This is a genomic window from Bradyrhizobium sp. 159 (assembly GCF_023073795.1).
GTDB lineage: Bacteria > Pseudomonadota > Alphaproteobacteria > Rhizobiales > Xanthobacteraceae > Bradyrhizobium.
In genome coordinates, this window is the sequence record NZ_JADPKE010000021.1 from 140,624 (window position 1) to 166,864 (window position 26,241).

12 protein-coding genes and 7 pseudogenes are annotated in these 26,241 nt (G+C 57.7%); 18 read left to right on the forward strand and 1 reads right to left on the reverse strand.

Annotation, left to right across the window (positions count from 1 at the left end; translation table 11 throughout):
- The first annotated feature begins 523 nt into the window (after positions 1–523).
- The 5 genes and pseudogenes from IVA96_RS04750 to IVA96_RS04770 form a co-directional block, all read left to right on the forward strand.
- Positions 524–1,594 (forward strand): hypothetical protein, encoded by a 1,071-nt coding sequence (locus tag IVA96_RS04750; protein ID WP_247415614.1) that lies wholly within the window; start codon positions 524–526, stop codon positions 1,592–1,594.
- 521 nt (positions 1,595–2,115) lie between these two features.
- A pseudogene (locus IVA96_RS04755) lies at positions 2,116–2,601 on the forward strand (transposase); the annotation flags it as partial.
- 1,399 nt (positions 2,602–4,000) lie between these two features.
- Positions 4,001–5,110, forward strand: coding sequence for a P1 family peptidase (locus IVA96_RS04760; RefSeq protein ID WP_247415616.1), 1,110 nt, complete (start codon positions 4,001–4,003; stop codon positions 5,108–5,110).
- A 587-nt stretch (positions 5,111–5,697) separates the two neighbouring features.
- Positions 5,698–5,915: pseudogene (locus IVA96_RS04765) on the forward strand (IS630 family transposase); the annotation flags it as partial.
- Positions 5,916–6,824: 909 nt separating this feature from the next.
- Positions 6,825–7,596: pseudogene (locus IVA96_RS04770) on the forward strand (transposase); the annotation flags it as partial.
- 409 nt (positions 7,597–8,005) lie between these two features.
- On the opposite strand, the pseudogene IVA96_RS04775 reads toward IVA96_RS04770, so the two are convergent.
- Positions 8,006–9,171, reverse strand: a pseudogene (locus IVA96_RS04775) (IS110 family transposase).
- Positions 9,172–9,412: 241 nt separating this feature from the next.
- Between IVA96_RS04775 and IVA96_RS04780 the strand changes: the two are divergent.
- The 13 genes and pseudogenes from IVA96_RS04780 to IVA96_RS04840 form a co-directional block, all read left to right on the forward strand.
- Positions 9,413–9,659, forward strand: a pseudogene (locus IVA96_RS04780) (hypothetical protein); the annotation flags it as partial.
- A 563-nt stretch (positions 9,660–10,222) separates the two neighbouring features.
- Complete coding sequence (locus tag IVA96_RS04785; protein ID WP_247415619.1) at positions 10,223–10,930, forward strand: CoA transferase subunit A; 708 nt, start codon at positions 10,223–10,225, stop codon at positions 10,928–10,930.
- A gap of 15 nt (positions 10,931–10,945) precedes the next feature.
- Positions 10,946–11,596, forward strand: a complete 651-nt coding sequence (locus tag IVA96_RS04790) for a CoA transferase subunit B (RefSeq protein ID WP_247415621.1) — start codon at positions 10,946–10,948, stop codon at positions 11,594–11,596.
- Positions 11,597–13,852: 2,256 nt separating this feature from the next.
- Positions 13,853–14,662 (forward strand): transporter substrate-binding domain-containing protein, encoded by an 810-nt coding sequence (locus IVA96_RS04795; RefSeq protein ID WP_247415623.1) that lies wholly within the window; start codon positions 13,853–13,855, stop codon positions 14,660–14,662.
- 435 nt (positions 14,663–15,097) lie between these two features.
- Positions 15,098–16,069, forward strand: a pseudogene (locus IVA96_RS04800) (IS66 family transposase); the annotation flags it as partial.
- 769 nt (positions 16,070–16,838) lie between these two features.
- Entirely contained in the window at positions 16,839–18,710 is a 1,872-nt protein-coding gene (locus IVA96_RS04805; RefSeq protein ID WP_247415626.1) for an MBL fold metallo-hydrolase, read from the forward strand.
- A gap of 1,296 nt (positions 18,711–20,006) precedes the next feature.
- The gene (locus IVA96_RS04810; RefSeq protein WP_247415628.1) at positions 20,007–21,215 is read left to right on the forward strand and encodes an ABC transporter substrate-binding protein; all 1,209 of its coding nucleotides are present in this window, start codon (positions 20,007–20,009) and stop codon (positions 21,213–21,215) included.
- A 55-nt stretch (positions 21,216–21,270) separates the two neighbouring features.
- The gene (locus tag IVA96_RS04815) at positions 21,271–22,395 is read left to right on the forward strand and encodes an ABC transporter ATP-binding protein (protein WP_247415631.1); all 1,125 of its coding nucleotides are present in this window, start codon (positions 21,271–21,273) and stop codon (positions 22,393–22,395) included.
- 7 nt (positions 22,396–22,402) lie between these two features.
- Positions 22,403–23,296: an ABC transporter permease gene (locus IVA96_RS04820; RefSeq protein WP_247415634.1), complete on the forward strand. Its 894-nt coding sequence runs from the start codon at positions 22,403–22,405 to the stop codon at positions 23,294–23,296.
- Between the two features lie 26 nt (positions 23,297–23,322).
- Positions 23,323–24,105 carry an ABC transporter permease gene (locus IVA96_RS04825; RefSeq protein ID WP_247415636.1) on the forward strand — a complete coding sequence of 261 codons (783 nt, stop codon included), beginning with the start codon at positions 23,323–23,325 and terminating at the stop codon, positions 24,103–24,105.
- Between the two features lie 973 nt (positions 24,106–25,078).
- A complete protein-coding gene (locus IVA96_RS04830) occupies positions 25,079–25,204 on the forward strand; it encodes an IS3 family transposase (protein ID WP_018459430.1) in 126 nt (41 codons plus the stop codon).
- Positions 25,186–26,124 (forward strand): annotated as a pseudogene (locus IVA96_RS04835) (IS3 family transposase); the annotation flags it as partial. The gene IVA96_RS04830 and the pseudogene IVA96_RS04835, both read left to right, overlap by 19 nt.
- Positions 26,125–26,131: 7 nt before the next feature.
- Positions 26,132–26,241: transposase (locus tag IVA96_RS04840; protein ID WP_247415645.1), on the forward strand; the 110-nt coding region annotated here is incomplete at its 3' end.

Below are 26,241 nucleotides of genomic sequence, written 5' to 3' on the forward strand. Positions count from 1 at the left end.
TCGACGGATCTCGTCCTGCCGCATCTTCGCGTCGACCGACAGATCCGCCGCCTTCTCGCCTCGAGCCGGCATCAGACCGTCATACGTCGTCTTCCATACCCTCGGTCGAGCTCGCTCATCATCGTCAATTCAACACCCGTGCCGAGGCAGCCGCGACATCCTCGCTTTTACAATCGAACCCGACTCCCTTGCGCCATCGGATATGTGGCCCGATCGAAGGGAGCTAAAAGGCGCCTAGCATGTCCAGCCGTTAGGGGAAGATCAGTTCCAGGAAGGAGTCTGCGCAAAGGAAGTGATGTTATCCACGATCGCGCGAGCTGGCTCAAGTGAGCCACAGCCCCACGCCTCTATGAGCTTATCAAGCCGTTCCCGTCGTGCAACCTCCGTTTCCTAGTAGTTGCGGACTATCGTTGTTAAGGATTTCATACCGCTATGTCTTCTTCGCCTGGGCACTATTCACAGTCACTTATTCACCCTCGGCACGTTGGACAGGCTCAATTCGAACGGTACAGGGACGCTGATAATGACCAGGATAAACGTGGCGCTGGTGTTTGGGGGCGGGCCTCCTGGACCGCTTGGGCATGACATGTCAGTGGAGTTCGCTCGATCTGTGTACGAAGCGTTAGACAGGAAACAGCATAGTCCAATATTGGTGGCTGTCGCACCAGACGGCAAGTGGTGGCTGCAGGAGAATACAAACGGGTTTCCCTTAGGCCCGGGTTCGTCAAGTGCTCAATTGATACTTTTACCGGGGGGGCGCGGCAAAGCGTTGCTCCATCGATGCAACGAGAATGACAGTACATGTAACGTTGATGTAGTCTTCCCAATTTCGCCCTATTACTGCACGGGCCTGCTCGAAATAGCGCAGGTGCCTTTTGTAGGTTCCCGGTCGCCTGCGCCGGCGATATGTGGAGATAAGCAAATCGTCAAACGAATATTGCGCGATGCAGGTCTTCCGATCGCTCGGTCTTTAACACTGACAACTAAAGAAGCGCTCAAGTTTCAGTTTGTACAAGAGGCGCTCGGCAGCCGTTCGCTGTTTGTAAAGCCGGCAAGCCTTTATAATTCTATCGGCGTCAGCAAGGTAACTTGCGAAGCAGAGTTTGAGGCTGCTGTCGACCTTGCATTTAGATATGACAGCAAGGTCTTAGTCGAGGAGTACGTGCAGGCGCGAGAGCTTGAGTGTGCGGTGTTGCCGGACACAGAGCAACCAAGCAAATTACTCTGTTCATGGCCAAGCGAGGTCATTCCTGATGAGCACACCTTCTACACGGCTCAGGCTAAACTTGATGAGAAAGGTGTAGTGCTCAAAACCAAGGCGGAGCTTGACGAAGCGGAGGCTGATCGAGTGCGCTCGTTGTCTTGTGAGGCGTTTAGAGTGATCGGCTGCGAGGCGATGGCAAGGGTGGATTTCTTTATGCGGCCCAATGCAGAATTGCTGATTAACGAGGTAGGCGTCTCGCCTGCTCTGGGTCCCTCCAGCGCCTTTCCGAGAATGATGAAGGAATGCGGTATTCCGTACAATGTCTTGGTACAGAGGCTACTGGAAGATGCGATTAAGCGCGCGGAGCGGGCTAAGAATCCCATAACCTGAAGGGCGCATCGCGCTTCAGGTTTCACTGGGTCGCAGACTCGAGATCCTTGACCTCGGAGACGATGGCCGCGTGTATATGCATCATCAAAAGTGTATATGCATGATCAAAGGACGCTCCGAAAAGATTGGGAAAGAGATTTTTTTCGACCCATTTCGAGGCTGCTTGCGGGTTGGACGATTGTTCTGAAGGATGAGGGCACGCACTGCTATTTGCCGACTCAGAGCGGCTGCGAAGTACAAGGTCTCGCTTCATTTTAGTGTGCAGCACGACGTTGGCGGCTTTCCGGACATAAACGGAAATGGGGTTGCGACCCGGCAACGCGACCCGATCTCCGTGGCCAGCGCGCAAGTTCGGACTGAGTTTATTGAGGCCGGGAGCGCATGCTTGTACCCGATCGTTTCGCGTTGATCGCATGATGTTCTATCGGCGACAAGCGCTGAATTCCAGCGTCAGTGCTAGCACTACTTTGGCAGATTGTCGGATTCCTCTGAATTTTTAGGATTCCCGAATCGATTTTTCAATGATTCATGGGTGGTCGGCTCTTGGAGGGCTGACCATGGCGGAATGGGAAGACGAACTCGAAGGCTGGCTGAAGCCGTTCTTGCAGCGGTTGGGTCATAAGACCCGGCAGCGGATGTGTCCCCTTTACGTTGCGGGATTGATCGGTCCTGGCGATCGCAAGAGCGTTCAGCCGATGGCAGAACGCCTCGCAACCGGCAACTACGATCAGCTGCACCATTTCATCGCCGATGGTGTCTGGGACGAGTCATCGCTGGAATCTGAGTTGCTCAACCAGGCCGACGGGCTTGTCGGCGGCAAGGATGCGGTGCTGGTCATTGATGACACCTCACTGCCGAAGAAAGGTGAACGGTCGGTTGGTGTTGCGGCTCAATACGCGTCGGCTCTCGGCAAAACGGCAAATTCGCTGGTGTCTTTGACGCTTGCGCGAGGTGAAGTGCCGGTGATGATCGCTTTGCGTCTCTTTCTGCCTGACAGCTGGACTAGCACTGGTGCCGACGGCGACGTGGAGCAGAACGAAAATTGCGTTGATTGCTCGCGGGGCCGCTTTGCCTATCGTTCGGAGTAGCTCCCGACGAGGTTGGATGCCTCTGTGTCCCTCCAGCCTAATCTGGATGCGAGGCCTCATTCCCTTGTCACCGAAAGTTGACCCTTCGAATACGAAGCCGGTCATATTCGAAGAACCAACAACGGAAGTGCGCTCCGGGCGCGGGTAGCGCGACTTGGATTGCTGGTCCTAGCAGCGGTTGCCACCTGAACCCGTCTACGCCCGATGCGGGGATATTTAGCTTTCCTGCTACAGGTATCTCCTAGAGCGCAGCGCCAAGAGGATCTCGTGTGGCGCTGTCCACCCCACGCCAGGTGCGGCAATCGGCCAAGGCGCTCATGAGCCTGCAGACGCCGAAGTCTCTGGTCCGGGGGCGTGCGATCAATTCGTATGACTACGCCCTCAGGAACTCTTCGGTTAGTTTGCGGCTCCCCGCACGATCAGTATGAACGTTGGCCCAATAAGCGTGCTTGATGCATCAATCCGGCGGAATTGGGCACGTAAAAACGCATTTCTGCACGTCAAGGGCGACATTTGCAGAAAGTGTCCTAGCTCCTCGTCCAATACTACTCAAAGTAAAATGGCTGCGCTGCGTTCTTGCCCCGCGCGGGAAGTACTAGGAAGTTGTAATGACGATTATGGGAGTTCGATCGCGTGATTTTATGCTAACGTCTGAATGCGCCAGTTTAAGGCTACATTGTGCGAAGGATCTGCTGCTTGGGCCGCCGGCTCGCGGGGTGAAAGGAATCACAGTTTTTCGATGTCTACGTGAGGGCTTTCTGATGAGGGACAAGCGCCGGGAGCCACCGCTTCCTCATGCCGAGCCGCGCATCGCGATCCTGTATGACGGGCTTCCGCTGAAAAAGTCATGGCCGGCTTCACCATCCCTAAGTATCAATTTCGGCGCGGGCCTGGAGCCGAGCGCGGCTACGCTGAGCAAGCAACCGATGACGTGATAAGGGTCGACGCGGAGTTCCTCGCCCAGATCGAAGCGCGTCTGCCGCTTGAGGGTGAGCCCCTAAGGATTGGACCTTTTGAGTACTTCCAAAGCTCGCGGTGCGGCCTCTGTCATCCTGCTTGGTCGCTTCGACTGGAGGCCGTCGGTGCCGACGAACTGGTTTTGATCCAAAGCGACTCGGGAAGCCGAGGTCTTTTGCCTCGTCGGTGACGAAGGCTACGACTTAACGGTGCGTGACTTGGATCTGTCGCGACGTCCGGAGCGACCATAAACATTCGGCACGAGTTATTGGTGCGCTAATGGCAACATAGAAGGTCAAGACCGCTTCTAAGCTGGGTCTCCGAAGCCAGAGAACTAAAGCTCGCTTGTTCTGAGGACCGCATGAGCACTATCGAGCCGCATCTCCGCACGCCCTCGGGCAAGCCCCGCCTGCGCGCCTTTGCGCTCGCACTGGACGGCACGCCTGGTCGCTTCAATGCCATCACCGACGTGCCAGGCGTTACGGTCGGCTACTCAACGCTAATTTCCGGCGACGGTCCGCTGCAGGTCGGAACCGGCCCGGTCCGCACAGGTGTAACCGCGATTCTCCCGAGACTGCGGGGGGAACTCGCAACCCCGGTGTTTGCCGGCGTGTTCAGCCAGAATGGCAATGGCGAATTGACCGGCGCGCACATTATCGAGGAGACCGGCGCCTTCAGCCTGCCAATCACAATCACGAACACCCACTCCTGCGGCGTTGCCCGCGACGGCACGCTGCGGTGGATGCACCGCGTGCTGCCGGCAGCGCTCGATAGCGCTTGGGGACTACCAGTGGCGGCGGAGACCTATGACGGCTTTCTCAGTGACATCAATGGCCAGCATATCAACTTCGAGCATGTCGCCGCAGCACTCGATGGCGCAACAGGCGGCGCCATCGAGGAAGGCAGCGTCGGCGGCGGGACCGGCATGATTTCGTTCGGCTTCAAAGCCGGGTCGGGCACCGCGTCGCGCATCGTCGAATGGCACGACAGTCGCTATACGGTCGGTGTGTTCGTGCAGGCCAATTTCGGTAAGCGGCGCAATTTCACTCTTCGCGGTCGGCGCATCCGACCGGACCTCACCGACCCAGCGGTATTCGAAGGTACGCCCCGCGCCGAAAAGGGCTCGATCATCGCCGTCGTCGCCTCCGACGCGCCGTTCCTGGCGCATCAAATGAAGCGGCTGGCCAGGCGCGTGCCGCTCGGCATCGCCTTGACCGGCGGCTATGGCTATCACAGTTCGGGCGATATTTTTCTCGCCTTCTCGACCGCCAATTCCGAAGCCGCGCTGGCTTCAGGCCGCATCGCTTGCGCGGGTTTCATTCCGGATATCGATATCGACCCGTTCTTCGACGCTGTGGTACAAGGCGTGGAGGAGGCGATTCTAAACGCGCTAGTCGCCAATGAGGACATGACGGGGCGTGACGGCAATTTCGTGCCAGCGCTGCCCAAGGAATGGCTGAACAACTGGTAGCTGGTCACGAGGCATCAAAACATCGACGCTGCGCGGCGAGCCGGGTGCCGACTGATGATGCCCCCCGTCAAGGGGAAAGACCACCTGATGGAAGGAAGGCGGAAGACACCGCGAATTGCCACTCCCATTCGGTCGACAGCCGGCGATGCACGCGCGTAAAGCTTGAATGAAGGCTAGTGTCCCGAGGCACAAGTTCGCAATCTTAGATTCGTGCCAGATTCGCACCGCTGAGGCAGACTGAAGATTGCAGCAGTCACGGAGGATATATGGTGGCTCAGCGACTTGCGCCGTTGGTATATTGAGCGATGATGAGCGTGCCGAACTTCAGTCGCTGACAACGCGGCGAAAGGCGGTGAAGGCGCTGGCTGTCAGAACCCGGATCGTGTTGACCTACGCGGAGGGCGGTCAGAACAGGAAGTGGCGGCCAAGTTGGACGTAGAGCGAGGAAAGGTAGGCAAATGGCGGCGGTGCTTTGTGGAGCGGCGCGCGGCCGAGTTGTACGATGAGCCGCGCTCGAGGGCACCGCGCACCATTGACGATGGTCGCATCGAAGGCGTGATCGTGAGAACGCTGGAAAGCTGACCACCGGCCTCTCAGTGTCGAGGGTGCAACGCATCTGGCGGGCCTTCGGGCTCCAGCCGCACCGGCTGGAGGCATTCAAGCTCTCGACCGATCCGAACTTCGTGGCCAAGGTACGCGACGTTGTCGGCCTTTACGTCTCGCCGCGGCACACGCCCATCGTTCTGTGTGTTGACGAAAGTCGCAAATCCAGGCGCTGGACCGCAGTCAGCCGATGTTGCCGATCCCGGAGAGGCTATGACGAAAAGGGTACCACATCGCGGTAGTTGCTTGATTCCCGTTTTGCGCGCTTCATTATGCTCGAGCACATTCAGGTAGGTCTGAGGTGCAATATGTTGTACCGGATGGGCGAACGCCCTGTTGCAGAGCCATATCCTCTGCCGCGGCTCCAGGCCTTCCCTCGAAGCGAGGTCGCATAAGATGAAACGCCTGGATGCGGATGTGGTCCCGGCGAACATCTTGACCAGCTGCGCGCCGCGCCCGCACCAAGTCGCGCCGCCTCTATGAAGCGCGTGTTGTACCCAAACATAGCTAAGCTCGCCGTCCCGATGCAGACGAGCTTAAAACGATTGCGTCGCGCCGATCGAATCCGCTCGCCTGGCTTGCGTGGTGTGAGCGACGGGGCGCACACTCTGCAGATCATGCCCATTGCCCAGAGTGACGCTGATCGTGGTAGCCGCACGATCCAGCCTCGTAGACGAACTCGACTCACACCATGTCGACGCGTCAAAACTCCAAGCAGGTTTGCCGATCGCTGTCGGATCGTTTTTAATCGTGCCGACATGGCGAACCTCGCCCGCTCGTCCAGCGTCCGCCACCGGCACGCTAATTGTCTCCTTATCTCAAGACCAACGAAGGCACAAACCTCTTGCATCGCATCATCTCCTTCCTTGCCGGGCAACCCCGGGATACACGCATATGCAACCCCAGGTGAGAAAAGGCCATGTCATCTGGCCAGCGACCGTGGGATGCGCGGTATCGCTGACTGCGGTCAGATGGCTATCTGCTGGAGGCAATCGATTAGCGCAACCCGCAACACAGCTGGTGGCCGCAGAGCGCACGATAGGTTGCGTAATAATCCCGTGAGATTGCAAAAGCGCGCGCCAAATTGCGGCTTTTGTGAATCCATCGGTGCATAGGTGAGGGTCCTGAGAAGCTGCCGGAAGACATAGACGCGCTGCAAACGGCATTGCTGGCGACGCACGGCCGAACTTGCCAGCGTTCGCGCCCAGCATTGCGACGACCATGCGCTGATCGCTCACCTGAAGCTCGAAAAGCTGAACTGTGATCGTTATGGCCCTCGTTCAGAGCGTAACGCAAAGCTGCTGGAAAGCTAGAACTGACGCTGGAGGAGCTCGAGGCCTTAGCGACTGAAGGCGAATTCGCCGCCGAACGCGCAAGAGGCCGTCGCGCCAGCCGTTCCCGGACCATCTGCCTCGCGAGCGGGTGCTCGTGCCGGGACCAACATCGTGCGCCTGCTGCAGCGGCTCGTGGTTTGTCCAAGCTCGGGAGGACATTACCGAGCCGCTGGAGGTGATTCCGAAGTTCTGGAAGGTGATCCAGCATGTACGGGAGAAGTTCAGCTGCCGTGATTGCGAGAAGATCAGCTAGGCCCCGGCGCCGTTCCACGTCATCGCCGAGGTTGGGCCGGCCCCAGCTTACTGGCGATGGTGCTGTTCGGGAAGTTCAGCCAGCACCAACCGTTGAACCGGCGGCCCAACCCTATGGTAAGGAAGGCGTGCCGATCAGCCCGTCGACCCTGGCCGACCAGGCTGGTGGCTGCGCAGTTGGGGCCAGTGTTTGATTACTCGCGAGATCGCGCCGGCGAGCGTCCCCAGGCGCATCTGGCCGGCTATAGCGGTATCTTCCAGGCTGTTGCCTATAGCGGTTATGGCAAGCTTTACGACTGGGCAGCAACGTAGGTCCGATCGCTGAGACCGGCGTGCTGGGTAGATGCCTGACCGTTCTTCGTGATGGCTGATCTAGCGGAGAATGCGTGCCACAAAGTACATGGCAGAAACTCAGCGGTGATCTTGCCATTGGCGATGGAAGCAGTCCGCCGGATCGATGCCCTGTTCGAGCCGAGCGCGGCATCAACGGGGAGACGCCCGAGGGGCGTCGGGCCGTGCGCTAGGAGCGCAGTGTCCCGCTGGTCGCTGATCTGACGGTCTCGATGCGCGAACAACGCTCCAAGCTCTCACGCCGCAACGATGTCGAAGGAAGGACTACATGCTCGAGCGCTGGGATGCGTTTACCCGCTTCTCCGACGATGGCCGCATCTGCCTGTCCACGGATGTGTGTTGAGAAGCTCTCCCGTCAGTTCATGACAACTTTTTTTGGCTTGCGCTCGTACGCCTGCTCGACGCGTGCGACGTAGCCAGCTTCCCGCTCGCGGAGTTCCTTGATCCAGTAGTCCCGACCCGGGCCAGCCTTGTTATAGGCACGCGGCGCCTCAGCCTTGAGTGCCACCTTCCGGAGTTTCATCGCTGTAAACGCTGGGCGCGCGTAAGCATAATCTTTCCCGGTCGTCAGGATGTGCCAGATCATCACTGCGAGCTTACTTGCCGTTGCGACGGCCGCGACCCGGGCCCATGCTTCCTCTGGATGCGGTTGAAGAAGGCCCGCAGCGGCCCTGGCGCCGTCTTGGCTGACCAGGCCGCTTCAACCAGCATCTTGCGGGCGTCACGATTACCCTGTTTCGAAATGCGACCATGTCTTGCCGGGCGCTCTCCCGATTGTCGAATCCGAGGGGTCAAACCGAAGTAGCTGCTCAGCTTATCCGGTGACGGGAAGCGTGCGATGTCGCCGATCGAAGCCAGCACAGTCGAAGCAACGACCGAACTCACACCGCGAATCGTCATCAGCTTGAGGGCCCGTGGATCATCCAGAGCCTCTTGCGCCACGACTTTGTCGATCTCCAACAGCTGTTTTGTCACGCGTTCGAGTTCCGCGATCAGACGCTGGAGCATCGCATATTCTTCCGGTGGAAGCGACAGACTCTCGAGCCAACGTTGCCCGGACTTGCCGAAGAGGTGGCCTTTGTAGGGCGGCATGAGATTGGCATGCAGGATTGCCTTCATGCGTCCCTTAATTCTGACGATCTGCGCCAAGACGCCAGCGCGCTCCGCCATCTGGCGCCGGCGGCCGTAGGTATCCTCGTCGGCAACCCAGACCTCAGGCAAAAAACCGGCAGTATGCAACTTTGCCAGGGTTTTAGCATCGATCTTATCCGTTTTGATTCGCGCATAGGCGATCGCTCGAACAAGCCTCGGGTTGGCGACCGCAACGCGCTTAACATGCCGGCGCAGAAGACGTTCGACCGCCGCGCTGTTGCCCGTCACCTCGATGACCGCTTCATGCTCTCGGCTGAGTGTTTTGGCGAACGCGACAAGTCTATCGTGGACAAGATCTACACGGAGTCGTCGGGTTATCACACCGTCCTCCAGAATAGCGACCTGGGCGAAGGATCGGTGGATGTCCATGCCGACGATTCTCATGCTTGGTTCTCCTTTGTTTCGGAGCCAGTGGCTTGCACGACATCTACGGATCTGCGCTCACAGCGCAGCCGGGCAAGTCGTAGGGGGCAGCCAAGTAACACGCGAGCTCGCAGCTCATGGACAGGACGCCTGCCACCGTTTCATGCTCCAGACGCTCCTATCTCGGCCTTGGTAAAACCCGGAAACGAGGCGTCGACAGCATCATGCCCTTTAACAACGCCCAGTAAGAGCTCTGCGCGGTATCGCCCTCGGGCGGAAGTCTTGGTTCTCGTGGCGGCGACCGTGCCGCGGTGACGTACAGCCTGATCGTCACGGCCAAATTGAAAGACGTGGATCCACAAGCCCGGCTCGCCGACGTCCTGGCTGAGAAGTCCCGGCCGAGCGAGTTGGACGACGGGGAAACCATGCCCGCTAACGGTGGTGCGGTCTCGTCGCGACCTGGCCGAGATCACGCTCCAGACAGTTTCGGATGAACCGCGGCGATCTGGGGAACGTCATCAGTCCAACCATGTTCATTCTATTCATGGTTAAGCTTCAGAGTTGCGCAGCTCAATCCGTCCAGACAATACAATTGTTGGCGTGATGCCGACTATGCAGTTGCTCAGTTTCGGGCGCCGGAATCGTCACGACCAATTCCTGCGCTAAGAAGAAAAGTACGCTGAATATATGCGCATCATAGCCGAAAACGCGGCCGACTTTCTCGGCAATTGACCTATATAGCGCGCCTCGTGGAAAAAACGAGGAAGCTTTCGAACTGAATGTGCGAACGCAAAGCGCGGTGATCTCCGAGCTTAGACCGTTCGTCCCAAATGGCGCCAAAACATTGCATGATACGAGCTAAATATGTCGACTTAACAGGGCCGGTCCAAGGCGGTCATCGACGTTGATGCGCTGCCGCGCAGTGATGCGCACGTAAGTCCCGTGTGGCGTACTCGGCAATGGCCCTTTGTGCGGTCCCCCTCCGTGCGGTCCCATCGAACAAGTTTCACTAGTCGGTGCTTCCGGGCATCAACCCCTTCTATAAGTCACGCAATTCATGAACAAGGTCTATCCCGACGCCAAGTCGGCTCTCTCTGGCATTCTCAAAGACAACATGATGATCATGTCCGGCGGCTTCGGCCTCTGCGGCATCGCCGAGGAGCTGTCGGACGCGATCCGCGAGTCCGGCGTTAAGGGCCTGACGGTGGTCTCCAACAATGCAGGCGTCGACGGGATCGGTCTCAGCCGCCTCCTCGAAACCCGCCAGATCAAGAAGATGATCTCGTCCTATGTCGGCGAGAACAAGCTGTTCGCCCAGCAATTCCTCGCCGGCGAGCTGGAACTCGAATTCAATCCGCAGGGCACCCTGGCCGAGCGCATCCGCGCCGGCGGCGCCGGCATCCTGGCCTTCTACACCAAGACCGGCGTCGGCACGCTGATCGCCGAAGGCAAGGAAGTGAAGGAATTCGACGGCGAGAAGTACCTGATGGAGCGCGGCCTGTTCGCCGACCTCGCCATCGTGCATGCCTGGAAGGGCGACACCGCCGGCAATCTCATCTACCGCAAGACTGCGCGCAACTTTAACCCGATGATGGCGACCGCCGCGAAGATCACGGTGGCCGAGGTCGAGCATCTGGTTCCCGCCGGTGAACTCAATCCGGACCACATCCATACGCCCGGCATCTTCGTGAAGCGCATCGTCGAGGTCGGCACGGCCAAGAAGCGCATCGAATTCCGCAACACCCGCCCGCGTACTGCCGCCTAAGATCAGGAGAGTCACATGGCCTGGACCCGTGAACAGATGGCTGCGCGCGCCGCGAAGGAATTGCGTGACGGCTATTACGTCAATCTCGGCATCGGCATCCCGACGCTGGTCTCGAACTATATCCCCGACGGCATTGACGTCAGCCTCCAAAGCGAGAACGGCATGCTCGGCATGGGCCCGTTCCCCTATGAAGACGAGGTGGACGCGGACCTGATCAACGCCGGCAAGCAGACCGTGAGCGAACTGCCCTCGACCTCGTATTTCTCGAGCGCCGATTCCTTCGGCATGATCCGCGGTGGTCACATGGATCTGTCGATCCTCGGCGCCATGCAGGTGGCCCAGAACGGCGACCTCGCCAACTGGATGATCCCGGGCAAGATGGTCAAGGGCATGGGCGGCGCGATGGATCTCGTCGCCGGCGTCAAGCGCGTCGTCGTTGTGATGGAGCATTCCGCCAAGGACGGTCCGAAGCTGCTGAAGCAGTGCAACCTGCCGCTCACCGGCGAGCGCGTGGTCGACATGGTCGTCACCGATCTCGCCGTCTTCACCATCGACAAGCACGGCGACGGCGGCATGGCCCTGATCGAGCTCGCCGACGGCGTCACACTCGAGGAGGTCAAGGCCAAGACCGAAGCCGAATTCCGCGTGGCGCTGAAGAACACGTAAGGTCTTCGCAAGGGACCGCGTGTTAATAGCGTCTTCTTGTGCCGAAGACGCTGGATTCATCGCAGCATCCGCCGTGTCCCCGTGCTGCGGCGGGCTGAGCGGCGGTCAATGAGGGGAGACACAATTGTATAGAGCATGTTGTCCAGTATCGAAATGCTCTTATTTCATGCGCCCTGCGCAAGAAGGCACGAAGCCCGTCCGTGCCAGAATCTGAGCGTCTGCGCAGTAGACTGCCCTTTAACTGTTGCAAGTAAAGCTCTGTCGTCACTGTCGGAATGAACAAGTAGCTGTTGCAGCCGTGACATTCATCGGTCGGCCGACGAGTTCGCTTCACCCGTCCGCGTGTTCTTGCGCAAGTTCGGGTTCTTCGCGGGGCCCTTGGCGCACTAAACCAAATTTTGCTCGCCTCTGGATCATATGCAGCCTTTAGTAACGCTGCGACACCAACGCCACCGCTTACCGGATTGCTATCCGTCGTTGCCGGACGTTTCATCGCGTCGATTGCTTTCCTCGTCATCGACGGTTCGGATGCGTCGGCTGTACGTGAAAGTATACGCCAAGCGATAAGAAAAAGGCTCATAGCATTGGAGACGTTGCCATTACAGTCGATTGTGCATGAACAGCTTTCAGGAGATACCCACTCGCGCGCTTCAAAAGAGACGCACCGCACGCGAGCGATCGACAACAGCAAAAAAACGAACGGTCAGACCGAGCAGCACCGATAAGTGCCCGCCATCAGCAGAAATACCACCAATACTGGATTGAGCGAAGACACGAGTGGGTCGTTCAGGCAGCTGTCGCAGCGCTTCGCTGAGTACGGCAGTGTACCCTGCATTATCAGGTTTAGGATCCGCACGTAGCCCGGCCACGAGGTGTCAAAAACCCTGTTCCGCCGCAACTCGGGTTGCCTCGTCATAGTTACCATCGACACGAAAGTATCTGCGAGCCAAGGCGGGCAATGGCGGAGATACGATCCCGACCCAGGCCCGAATGAACGAAGATTACGCACTGGGCGCCGACAAATTTGGGTCGGTGAGCAACTGATCGGCCGTGGTCGCCATTAGTAGCGCAAGAGAGATCATACCTGCTGCAACGGCAGGCGTTTGCAACTCCGGGGCTGCCGACTAGCTTCGTCGAGCCAGTATTCGGAAAAACAGCAGGAAACCCCAAAGCTTTGGAAACAACCCAAGTCGAGAGGACGGCCTTCGTTCTTATCGAACCAACTACGATCTCACGAGTAAGGCTCGTTAGGGAAATCACAGGAGTTTGTTTGTAGCCATCGCGCAATCCGAGAAATCGTTCTACCTCGCGAGCGGCCGCCAAGTTGAAATGTCACCGTCTGGCATGGAGGGGATCCCGGTAATTGGCGCGGTTGAGGTTGAGCAGGTTTTGGCTCAACTATTTATCGTTGGTCTGTATGTAATCTGATAGCAAACATCAAACGTTGCGATCGCCTAGGCAATGTCCACGATCAAACGTCGTGGTTCGATGTTTGAGCCGCAATTCAGCAAAAAGATAATCATTGGCGCAATAGAGCATACTACGCCGGTTGCATGAGCCGGTTCTTGATCATATCGCGATTAAACAGGAGGGCGTTTGTGGAGGACGCGTCGGTCCAGCAGGGTGTGAAAGGGGATGGCGTGCGGTGAAATCGAGCAAAAAAAATTGATATTTGCAGATTTTGGGCTCAGCTCGGGCCTTTCGCGCGCCAATTCATCCCGCTAAAGCAATACAGTAGCGATTAAAAGGGATCTTGCTCATAGTTAGGCCGGGAAGCCATCTCGATGCGGCCGAAGAGTAGGAGGTGGCCAGCCATTTTACCGAGTCCGTGTCAGCGGGTTTACCGACGCATCGTTCGGAGAAGCAAGCGCACCTCGCAGCAAGGTCTCTGGCTGCAGTACAAACCTGGGGCTGTCAGCGTGCGAGCCATGCTAATTCGAGCACTGGACCGGCGTCGCGCAACCGCAAACCCTGAATGGATGCGCACTGTAGAAGTGTTTAGCGCCCGATCCAAAAACCGGTGTGACAGGCATGGATGTGGTTAGGGTGCATCTCAAATGACGGGAATCAGGTTGGTGGGCCGAGCTTCCGTGCCACGGCGGTCCGGGGGCGCGCGATCCGACCGGCTACCGAGTGATCCAGTGCTTGCTCGCATTCGGGAGCCAATCGCATCTGCTTCATTGAAGCGGAAGCACGACGTTTCAAACTAGAAAAGGGGGATTCAAAATGTTCTCAAACCGGGCCGGCCGCCTAACGATGAGCGTTACTGCAGCCATATTTAGCTTCATGGCCGCCGATGCGTACGCGCAAGCCGCAAAGAGAGTTATCAACGCAATGGCGCTGACGACCTATCCTCCGTTCGAATTCAAAGATGAAAAGACTGGCAAGGTAGCCGGCTTCAACATTGATGTTCTAGAAGCGATGGCAATGAAGATCGGAGCGGAGGTCAGCTGGACCGAGACAAGCTACGCGTTGATGATCAGCTTTGCGCCGCTGAATACAAAGCGCGCCGATATCCTGTTGGGCACAATGGGGGATACGCCCGAGCGTCGAGCTAATGCGAACTTCATTGATTACGTATATTCTAATCAGATATTTTACACCTTAAGTGCGAAAGCCGACCGTTTCACGAACATCGAGGCTTTATGCGGCAAGCGCGTCGCTGCGACACGTTCAAGCCTTATCGAGATCCAGGGAATCGCGAAATGGAGCGAGGATAATTGCGTCAGAGCCGGCAAGCCAGCGATTGAGGTGGCAGCCAGCGAGAATACGGCGCAAAGCCGGCTCCTCGTACAACAGGACCGTGCCGACGCCTCTATCACTGGTGAAGGCGTCATCGCGTATCAAAACAAACTGGAGGGGAACCGGTACGCAATAATTAGTAAACCTGTGGTCAAGTTGATGACCGGTTTCGCTTTTAGGAAAGATAATCTTCAATTCGGAGAAGAATTAAAGACGGCCTTAGCCGCGATAATCGCCGATGGCACCTATGGCCAGCTTCTGCACAAGTGGGGTTTGACCGACCAGGCCAGCATTGGGCAGCCAATGATCAACGGTCAGCCCTAATTGGCCGATCGTGGCGCCGACCGTCTGAGGCAGGCCTTGGACAGTAAACGCTCACACGGCGAAATTTGCCCGTCGAGGTGGGTGAGACAGCAAAAAGTGTTCACCTGGCAGCAGCGGCGCGCCAAGTGCGGGCAAAGAAGCGCATCAGCTGCATCCGTACCGTGATGGCGACGCCAACCGCGATCGTCGAACCGGAGCGCGCCAGGCTATCTTAACACCTGCGGTTTCGAGGGAACGCATTGCGCAGAACGGGTCACCGCCAGACGGCTGATCTGCATGCCTTCGCCAAGCTGTTTCTATGATCGAGCGACGATCAAACCAGTGAGCCCCCGCTCGAGCGGTCACCGCGATGCACCGGCCTGCGCCTAATGGATACTATGATCCTATCGATAGCCGCCGTCCATTGAGCCTCCTCCGGACACGGCAGGCGCACGCCAGCGCGCTGAACGGCGTCCCGCCAGCCGTGGTGCGCTTCCGGCCCATCTGCCGCATATCGCCGTCACGATTGCCCCGGAAGTGCCCTGCTGCCCGTGCTGCCGCGCGCCTCTGCATGTGATCGGTGAGGAGACCTCACGGCGGCTCGACGTCGTCCCGGCGCAGTTCCGCGTGATCGTCACCCACCGTCCCAAATACGCCTGTCGGGCCTGCACGGATGGCGTGGTTCAGGCGCCGGCACCGGAGCGGCTGATCAAGAGCGGCTTGCCGACCGAGGCGATGGTCGCCCATGTGCTGGTCGCCAAATATGCCTGGCACCTGCCGCTCTATCGGCAGGCTCAGATGCTGCTGGCGCAGGGCATCGACATCAAGCGCTCGGTTCTGGCGTTCTGGGTCGGCTATGCGGCCGCGGAGCTTCGTCCGCTCTGGCTCAGGCTGCACGAGACCATTCTGACCGCGCGCAACATCGCGGTCGACGAGACCACAGCGCCAGTGCTCGATCCCGGCCGCGGCCGTACCAAGAAGGGCTTCTTCTGGGCGATCGCACGCGACGATCGGCCGCGGGGCGGAGCCGATCCGCCGGCAGTGGCCTACACTTACGCGCCCGGTCGCGGCGCCGTCCACGCGCTGAAGCTGCTCGACGGTTATCGCGGCATCGTGCAATGCGACGGCTATACCGTCTACAAGACCATTGCCAACACCGCGCCTGACGCGGCGATCACGCTCCCCTTCTGTTGAGCTCATCTGCGGCGGCGCTTCTTCGACGTTGTCCAGGACGGTCCTGCCCCGATCGCTGAGAACTGGGCCTGCATTGCTTCGCTGATCGAGACCTGCAAGCTCTGCGGCGTCGAGCCGCAGGCCTATCTGGCCGACGTCCTCACCAGACTCGTCAACCTCTGGCCGGCCTCGCGTCTGGACGAACTCATGCCCTGGGCGTGGAGCGCCGAGCAAGCTAACAGCCTCGCCGCTTGATGAACTCGCTTCCTCGATCGCGACCGATCCAGCCGGCTCCATCGCCACCGGCTCTGTGCCTTCCGGCATCTTCAACAACCCGTCGCGCACCGCCTTGCGCCAGGCCGACAAATGCTGCGGCGACAGATCATGGCGCCGCGCGACGTCCGAGACGATCGCGCCCGGCACAACGGATTCCGAGACAATCCGTCTCTTGACCTCGTCGCTCCAGCGCCGCCGGACCCGTAGCTGCGATGCGTCGACAACATGCTCGATTATCTATGCAAACCGTCCTCTTCAAGACGGAACTCATTTTGCCTATCTGCTCAACAGCAACAAGGTGCGGGAGACACGCCGCTTACCTTGTAGGAAAGGAACGGTCGAATGGATTCCAAAAGCCTTGTTGCCGATGAGCCACCTAAATCGACACCTTTGCGATACCAGCTCTATACCCTAGCGGCAGTTCGAAGAGCACTGCATCCCGAGTATGTCTGCAATTTAAATGGTCACCCGCTCCCTGTAGCGGCCTACGTCGGCTGCGAGTCACTAGGGGATAATGAAATCCGGCGAAAGAGGTCGATCCAACATCCGATTTAGGCTCGAACGGGAGTTTTTTGCATTAACCGACCTTGGAATGTTTCTACTCTGGAGGAGCCGAACTTACCGACGAATTGGTGAGCTACTGGGGCGATTACGGCCATCGCAGAGTTTAAGACCCGCATGGGCTGTGGCAATCGTCGTCGAGTGTGGATCGGCCCCACCATTAGTTTGGCTCTCCGAAGGATTTGATATGCCGTTGATACAGCGCTCCGAAAATCTTTGGGAGTTTCCGGACACCTGTAACGTTTACGTTCTGAAAAGTGGTACTGAGTGCCTCCTGATTGATGCGGGGTCTGGCGCTGTTATGCCACATCTTGCGACAATCGGCGTCGACCGCGTCGCCTGGGTTCTACATACCCACCACCACAGGGATCAGTGTTGGGGCACGCCGATTGTTCAGGAATCCGGCGCTAGAGTTGCCGTCCCGGAATATGAACGCCATCTGTTCGAAAATGTTGAGGCTTATTGGCAGGTTCGACACGTTTACGACAACCTCAATGACAGCAACACCTTTTTCTCGTTGGGGGTCAACCTCCCGATCGATGCTACTCTGGAAGACTACGGCACCTTCCTTTGGAAGGAGTACGAGTTCCGGGTGTTGCCGGCTAAGGGGCATACATATGGTATGGTTTGCTTGATCACCGAAGTGGATGGCAAAACAGTTGCTTTTACCGGCGATCTGATGACAAGCGGGGGAAAGCTCTATCAGCTCCACGCGATGGAGTATGACTACGGCGATTTACTTGGCATCGAATTTACGATGCAATCGATCCTCGCCTTAAAAAAAGAAGGTGTCCATGTTGCCTATCCGTCCCATGGGGCGACGATCCGCGAGGTGAAGGCCGATATTGAAAAGCTTGAATCGCGCCTGGAAAAGCTGGCCAGCATAGGCAGGCTATTTACGTCGGGCCGCGTTGCCCGTTTCAGTGACGAGGAGACTCTCCGAGAGAGTAGACTTCAGTCGATTACGGAGCATTTGCTATGGGCAGGGCCTTACACCTGCTCCAATTTCTATGTTGTGCTGAGTGGGAGCGGCCACGCAATGCTGATCGACTATGGATTGGCCTCTATTGGGCATCTCCATTGTTCCGCCGATCACGACGGATTGCAGGCTCTGCGTTTCATCGAGCATCATATTGACCAACTGCGCGACGATTATGGAGTGCGGGACATTGAACTCGTTGTTCCTACGCACATTCATGACGACCATATCTGCGGAATACCATTCCTACAAAGGCGTTTCGGCACACAGTGCTGGGCTCTCGACCGCGTTGCTGAGATCATTAAAGATCCTGCTGCCTGGGCAAGTACGCCATGTTGCTTCCACAAGCCGATTGAGGTGCAAAGGATCCTGAGTGACGGCGAAAAGTTTCGCTGGAGAGGATTCGACTTTGAAGTTCATTACGCCCCGGGGCAAACCGAATATCACGCAATAGTTCTCGGTATCATCGATGGTAAGCGGATCGCCTTCGGAGGAGACAATCTGTTTCTTTTTAATCCACAGGCCGGAGGGATTAACCGCGAGATTCTTGTTCAATCTACTGTTATGCGAAACAGCTTTCAGCTGGAAATGCATCACCGATGTGCGACTGTCATCCAGAAGATGAACCCCAACCTCGTGTGTCCAGGGCACGGAAAGCTGATTGACGTGGATCAATCGAGGATAGCGGAATACACCGACTACATCGAACGTAAAGAAGCAGCCTTTCGAGAAGTGGTAAGTGAACCCGCAAACCACTTTATCGATCTGTTCTGGGCAAGAATGCTCCCGTATCTCTCTGAAACGAGCCCAAACAGTCAGCTCACATACACAATAAAGATACGCAACAACGTGGAGCGCACGGCTGTCTATAGCGCTCGACTTTTGCCGGCCCTTGGCTGGACTGCGCACGATCAAGTAGCAAGCATTACGCTCCAGAGCGGGGAGTACGGAGAGATATTGCTTGGAGTAACTGCACCGTCTCAGCCAGATCCACGGCGACGGCTTTTGACGGCCGAAATTCTGATCGACGGTGTGTCGCAGGGACCCATATGTGAAGCTATCGTGTCAACCATCCACTGATCGAGGGCCTCGACCTTAGCTATCCGGTGCCAACGACCACACTTTATATTCGTTAGGCCACGCAAAGCCAGTCCCCCCTACGATGATGACGGCCTCGTGTCGCAAGCAGGCGTTGAAGCACATTGCCGCATTCTACGCGATTTAGCAGCTCCACGGCCGCAACGTCGAGGAACGCGCGGGGCAGAAGAGTCGCCACTGATGCGTTTGAGGCTTCACTGCACGCCTGCTGGCTTCCTGATCAAGAGGAGTTAGTTCGCTAAAGGGATCCCCCGTTGTTGAGACTGGCTGGCTTCGTCGATGAACTGATGGTGAGAAGATCACGATCGTTTTTCAAATAGACGTGCGGAGTCGCGTCGACACTCGGCGATATGGCAGCCGACTGGCGACGAACGTTTCGGATCGGGGCGATGATGAACGGTCGGCCTCGTGGCCGCATGGTGATACCGGACCCAACTCCGGTCGACTGTTGCTGAAGCGGCGGCGAGTCCATAAAGATCGTCTCGGCAGGACTGGTCGAGTAACCGTGAACCCGACGAGATCTAACCGAGTTGTCCCGGCCGTTGGGTATTCTGGAGTGGCGCTGATTGCGATAGCAGCAGGCGCAAGAATGATCGCAGCGCGTCGCACTGACATGAGCAAAAATATGCCGCCTTAGCTCTGCTGGAAATCCGTTCGCCATCGACTTCTTCGGCTCCGGTGCCAGCGCTAGCTCGCTGATCAAGTCGCTTCGGCGAGGGGCTTGGAACTGTCGCTTTGTTCCAAGCGAATGGACCCTGGCCGCTTCGTTTGGCGGCCGCCGGTGGTCAGCATATTTTCGCTGGCCGTAGATCAGACTTCTCTTTGTTGGCGACGTTGGAGTGACCTGACCCTGGGCAAAGCTGGCGGCCCTACGTAGATTGCATTAGAAAACAATGGGAGAGTCCGGGCCAAATCGCGCTACAGGGTATGCTGCAGGTTTACGACTACAGCGTCGAACCGCTGCCCGGAAGGCTCACGCAGGCGCAGCTGACTAACGTGGCATCAAGACCTTGTGCCGTCGTTTGGCGGGACGACCATCCGGGGCCTTGAAATTGTGCAACCACCGCGGCCTTTCACGATCGGTGCGTAGTTGCTCTCGATCGCGCCAGTCATTTTCAAACCGCAAGACTCATTGCCCTTGGACTTGCTGCCGGCGGGTTCCTTCGGGTGGGAAAACGGCAAGGGTGGCCAGGATTTTGCAGCATTTCCCCGCCATCACGGTCAATTTCACATTCATTGTTCGTGAAGATTCGACGACATTCGCATCCGCAGCGGAGCATGATCGCGAAGAAGACTAACGGCATAGACCAAACTCTAGCCGACTCCGCGAAGATTTACTTCGACCAGCGCTGCCAAACAGGGAGGCTTGCTTTCATGAATAACCGTCCAATCGGCACAATCAGTCGCCGCCGTGCCGTAGGCTTGATCATCGCCGGGCTTGCCGCACCATCAGTCATCCGTTCGGCTGCCGCTGAACCTGCTTTGCCAGAGCAAACAACCATCCCAGATATCCTGAAAGGCTCAGGAGAGGTCCGCATCGCCTCGTGGGGTGGCTCATATCAGGCGGCACAGCAGAAGGCTTGGTTCGAGCCTTTCGAAAAGGCGACCGGGATAAAGGTGCGTGCTTTTCCGGATGCTGACCCCGCGAAAGTCAAAGCAATGGTGGATACTGGCAATCTCGAATGGGATGTGATCAGCACCAGCCGCAGATCGATGATGCGCCTGAATACGGGGGGCAGCTACTTCGAAAACATCGACTACTCGCTCATAGATGATGGTGTGGCTAAGGAATACCGCTTCGACTATGGGATAGAGATGATGACGTGGGCTCAGGTGTTGGGGTACCGAGCTGATGCGTTCAAGGGCGCTGCGCCCGCGAGTTGGGCCGATTTCTGGGATACAGAGAAATTCCCTGGAAATCGGGCAATGTACGGTATTGGGGCTGGCGGTCCCCCCGAGATGGAATTCGCGCTGATGGCTGCTGGTGTGCCGGCAGACAAGGTCTACCCGATTGACGTAGACAAGGCGCTGGCCAGCTACGACAAGATCAAGAAGAGCGTAGTCAAATGGTGGGAGACTGGAGCTCAGCCGATTCAGATGTTGACTGACCGCGAGGTCGTCATGACCACTGTCTGGAACGGGCGCATGGAGGCGCTCAAGGAGCAAGGTGTGCCGGCAGCGATTTGTTGGAATCAAGGGCTCTTAAGGCGCGATTCCTGGGGCGTGCTCAAAGGCGCAAAGAATAAAACCAATGCAATGAAATTCGTTGCCTATTCCACGATGCCAATTCCACAAGCCCGCTTCGCGATGTCCATTGCGTACGGGACTACCAACGAAGCCGCCAATAAATACATCCCGCCAGAGCGGTTGGCGATCCTGCCGAGTTCGCCCGAAATCAAGAAGCAGCTCGTTCTTGTCAACGATGATTGGTGGTTTGAAAACGGACCCGCGACCCAAGCGAAGTTTAACAAGTGGCTGTTGGGCTAGGTCCTTGTCAGCATCAGCATCAGCATCGGCCTTAAGGCCGCTCCGAAAGGTTTTCATGAAGCAAGCGTTGGGTTCTTCGTTGCCTCGCGATTCCAATTCTATTTGCGGCGCATCAGTGTGTCTCAACGTCTTGCAGAAGAACTATGGCGGCGTCAGCGCCGTGGCCGGCGTTTCACTTGATATCCAGAAAGGTGAGTTTCTCACCCTTCTAGGCCCAAGCGGATCGGGCAAGACAACAACGCTGATGATGATCGCAGGCTTCGAGGACCCGACTGCAGGCGATATCACAATTGATGGGAAATCTGTGGTAGGGCTGCCTCCCTACCGCCGCAACATCGGGATGGTTTTTCAAAACTACGCTCTTTTTCCTCATCTGACCGTTGCCGAGAACATCGGATTTCCTTTGAAGCAGCGCGGCGTACCAAAACCGGAAAGAGAGAAGCTGGTCGGCCAGACTCTCGAGTTGGTGCACCTGCCTGGGTATGGTGGTCGCTATCCGCGCCAGCTCTCAGGCGGGCAACAACAGCGAGTAGCGCTCGCTCGAGCTATTGTGTTCAAACCACAGCTGCTTTTGATGGACGAGCCGCTGAGTGCGCTCGATAAGAAGCTGCGCGAGAACCTGCAACTCGAGATCCGTCGCCTGCATGCCGATCTTGGCATTACCTTCATCTTAGTCACGCACGATCAGGAAGAGGCGCTTACAATGTCGGACCGCATCGCGGTTATGAACGATGGAGAGTTGGTGCAGGTAGGTCGTCCCGAAGAGCTTTACGACCGGCCTTCCAGCCGCTTTGTAGCTGGCTTCATTGGCGAGTCGAACTTCCTACCTGCCACCGTACGCGGCACTGAAAACGGCACCGTTCTGGTCGAGTGCCAAGGCGGTGTAATGCGGGCCGTGCCACTGGGGACTCCCGTGAGTGGATCAAAGGTGGCGCTGACAATTCGGCCCGAGCGCTTGCACTTTGCCGATGGACGTGTTGACTCCGAGACGGCGGTTAACGTCATGCCCGTTACCGTAGCTGAAGCTGTCTTCGCTGGTGAGCGCTGCAGGTATGTTTTGAAGACTGATGATGGGACCTCAGTCATTCTTAGGGAGTCTACGAGCGCTTCCGTCCGTCGCCGTGCCATTGGAGAGCGCACAAAGATCGTTTGGTCGGTAGCCGACACAATCCTGGTATAAGACACACATGTCTGACGAGGTTATTAGTATGGTTCCGTCGTCACTTCTGGAGCGCAAGGGGCGTGCTAGGCTGACGAAGGCAGCCATTCCGTTACTACTCGTAACACCACTGTTCGTATTCATGGTCGTGCTCTACGCAATACCAGTTTGCTCGATGTTGTTGCGCAGCGTCAGCGCTCCTAACTGGTCATTAGTACATTATGCGGCGCTCGTCGACGACATCGTATTTGTCAAGACCTTTTGGACGACGCTCAGAACGTCATTTGTTGTTACCCTTGCCAGTCTGGTGCTCGCTTATCCCGTGGCCTTGGCACTATCACGTGCCCGGTCTAGTGCACCATTTCTTCTGATAGTGATTCTGTTGCCATTCTGGACGTCGATACTGGTGCGTAGTTATGCTTGGATGGTGTTGCTCGGCCGTCACGGCCTGATTAACGAGATGCTATTGTCTCTTGGCATGATCGACGCTCCATTACGACTACTTAACACCACGCTCGCGACCGAAATTGCAATGACGCATATCATGCTGCCCTACATGATTCTGCCGATCGCCAACTCTCTCCGGCAGATTGACCCCTCTTTGCCACGAGCCGCTTCCGCACTCGGCGCTACGCCTTGGGGGGCCTTTTATCAGGTGACCCTTCCCCTCTCGATGCCCGGCGTAGCAGTGGGCGTGCTTCTGGTTTTCGTTCTCGCTCTTGGGTTCTATATTACCCCCGCTCTAGTGGGGGACTCTCGCGAAATTACGATTTCGATGCTAATTGCTCAACAGGTCGATCAGCTTAATTGGGAGTATGCGGCGACACTATCAGTCGTCCTCTTGGCGACTGCGCTCGGCTTAATCGCCGCAGCACACCGCCTGCCCGGTGTCGGCAGCGCCTTTCGGATGAGCTTGCGATGAGCGGGAATCTTTTAGTGATACGGATCTTGGCGACGACAATCGTCGGGTCGATACTTATGTTTCTCGCGTTCCCGATCTTCGTGGTGATCGCGGTCTCGTTCTCCTCGGCGGACTATCTGACGTTTCCGCCGCCCGCCTTTGGTTTTAGATGGTATGCAGCCTACTTTGGTAACGCTGCTTGGCTAACCGCAACCTGGCTCAGTCTCTGGGTTGGAACGGCGGTTGTTTCACTCTCAGTAACGCTCGGCACGCTAGCCGCGATCGGCATTCAACGTTTGCAGCAGCCGTTGCGCGTCGTTGTGACCAGTCTCGTCCTTTCGCCACTAATCGTACCGACGATAGTTGTCGCGATCGGCATTTACTATGCGTACTCTCGATACGGCGTAATAGGTTCGCCTGTTGCGATGGTGCTGGCGCATACCTGCCTGGCGGTGCCCTTTGTGGTGACCACCGTCACTGCCAGCCTTGCCGGCATCGATCGAAGGTTTGCACAGGCGGCGATCAGTCTGGGGGCTACGCCTAGTGGGGCTTTCTGGCAGGTCACGTTGCCGCTGATCAGGCCCGGTATCTTTGTCGGCGCGCTTTTCGCATTCCTTACGTCCTTCGACGAGGTGGTTGTTGCGCTGTTTTTGTCAGGCTCCGGCGCAGTCACCTTGCCGCGGCACATGTGGGACGAAGTGCGCTTCCAGCTTGACCCCACAATCGCGGCAGTTTCAACGCTTACGGTGTTTCTGATGGTATTGCTGGTCAGCGCTGCACATTTCTTGCGTAAGCGCAGCGAACAGTTGGGTAAGGATATCTCGCACTGACTGTGGTTCGATTTGCAACGAAAGCACGCACTGTAGGTCGAAGGCATTTCTGCAGTTCATAGTTTGCAGGAAGGTTGCAACGGCGCCGCATTGTTGGGCAACTATTGCGGGCCGTAGCGAGGCCGGAAAATGACGAGCCAAACCAGGGTAGCGCCTATCCGCATCATGGCCGACCTTGAGCGGCGCGTGTTTTGGTAGCAGCGCGAAAGCACGTTTTTCGCCCTGGATAATAGCTATCGGGCGGTTCTGTGCTAGAGCGCGAGCCCTGCGGGTTCAAGATAGGAAGGACTCGGTTGCCTCGCGTTGGCCTGACCCAGCATCTGTATATTAACTGCAGAGCTCTCCGCTCGATGTGATCGTGTTCGTCGGTTCGTTACATACAACGAACGCTGCAAGCCGTTGTTGGTAAGCGTCGTTCCGCTCCCACCTTCTCGCGGCACACAGGATAGGCGAGTTTCACGATCTCTTTGAAGGGATCGGCTTGTGTCTATGCTTGACCATACGCTTAAGTCGGACGTGACGGCGCGCCGGCTGGAAGTGATCACGGAGACGGGACGCCGTCGTTGGTTCGTGAGCGTCATGCAGGGACCACGCGCTGAGGGCTGATCTGGTCGGCTAGGAAGATCTCGCGGAATAGTTTGTCGCGAGGTCACAATGTCGAAGGATAGTCGTAAGGATAGCGATAAGGATAGGCATACGCCTATCCTTGAAAACGGCGCCGACACGCTGCAGCGTGTCGAGATCATCACCGGGACGGGCCGGCGTCGGCGCTGGTCGACCGATGCGAAGTGACCTGCCCCTGCGTATTTCCTCCAGATGGAGTTAGAGTCCGGCCGAAGAAGGACGGACAGATGAAGCGAGCAAGGTTCACGGAAGAACAGATTATCGCAGTGTTGAAGGAGCATGAGGCTGGGGCAAAGACGACGGGGTCTCGGAAGCAACGATCTACAATTGGAAGGCCAAATTCGGCGGCATGGACGTTTCAGAGGCGAAGCGGCTGAGGGCGCTGGAGGACGAGAACGCGAAGCTGAAGAAGCTTCTGGCCGAGCAGATGCTCGACGCCGCCGCCCTTCGCGAGCTTCTTTCAAAAAAATGGTAGGGCCCGCCGCCAAGCGCGCTGCGGTCGCGCATCTGCAGGCCGTCATGAGCCTGTCGGAGCGGCGGGCCTGTTCGATTGTCGGAGCGGATCGGAAGATGATCCGCTATCGCTCCAGCCGTCCTCCGGACGCGACTCTCCGTGGCCGGCTGCGTGACCTTGCCAACGAGCGGCGGCGTTTCGGCTACCGCCGGCTGTTCGCGCTGCTGCGGCGGGAGGGTGAGCCATCGGGGATCAACCGGATCTACCGGCTTTATCGGGAAGAAGGACTCACCGTCCGCAAGCGGCGGGCTCGCCGCAAGGCCGTGGGGACCCGTGCCCCGATCCTAGTCGAGGCGATGCCCAACGCGCGCTGGTCGCTGGATTTCGTCCACGACCAATTCGCCAACGGTCGGCGCTTCCGCATTCTCAACATCGTCGACGACGTCACCAAGGAATGTTTGGGCGCCATTCCGGATACATCGATCTCAGGACGACGCGTCGCTCGCGAACTGGCGGCCGTCGTCGAACGACGCGGCAAGCCAGGAATGATCGTGTCCGACCACGGCACCGAGTTCACCTGCAATGCCATGCTCGCCTGGTGCAGGGACGCAGCCATCGACTGGCACTTCATTGCACCGGGAAAGCCGATGCAGAACGGCTTCGTCGAGAGTTTCAACGGCCGGATGCGTGACGAGCTGCTCAACGAGACTCTCTTCTTCGATCTCGACGACGCCCGCGCCAAGATCGCCAATTGGGTTGCCGACTACAATCTTCAGCGGCCTCACTCGTCGCTGAAATACATGACCCCCGCGGCTTATGCCGCCCACCTCACCGCAACGGACGATCGGCTACGCAACCCCGACCAGCTCCGCCGATCGTCCGTTGCTCCAACCGCGCCACTTGGCGTACAAAACCCCGAGGCTCTAACCGCGGCCGGATGAAAGTTCGGTGGCAGGTCAGAAGGCGGCGATTGTCGCGGAGAGTTTTGCGCCGGGTGCAAGCGTGTCCGCGCTGGCGCGGCGACACGACATCAGTCCAAGTCTGTTGTTTCTCTGGCG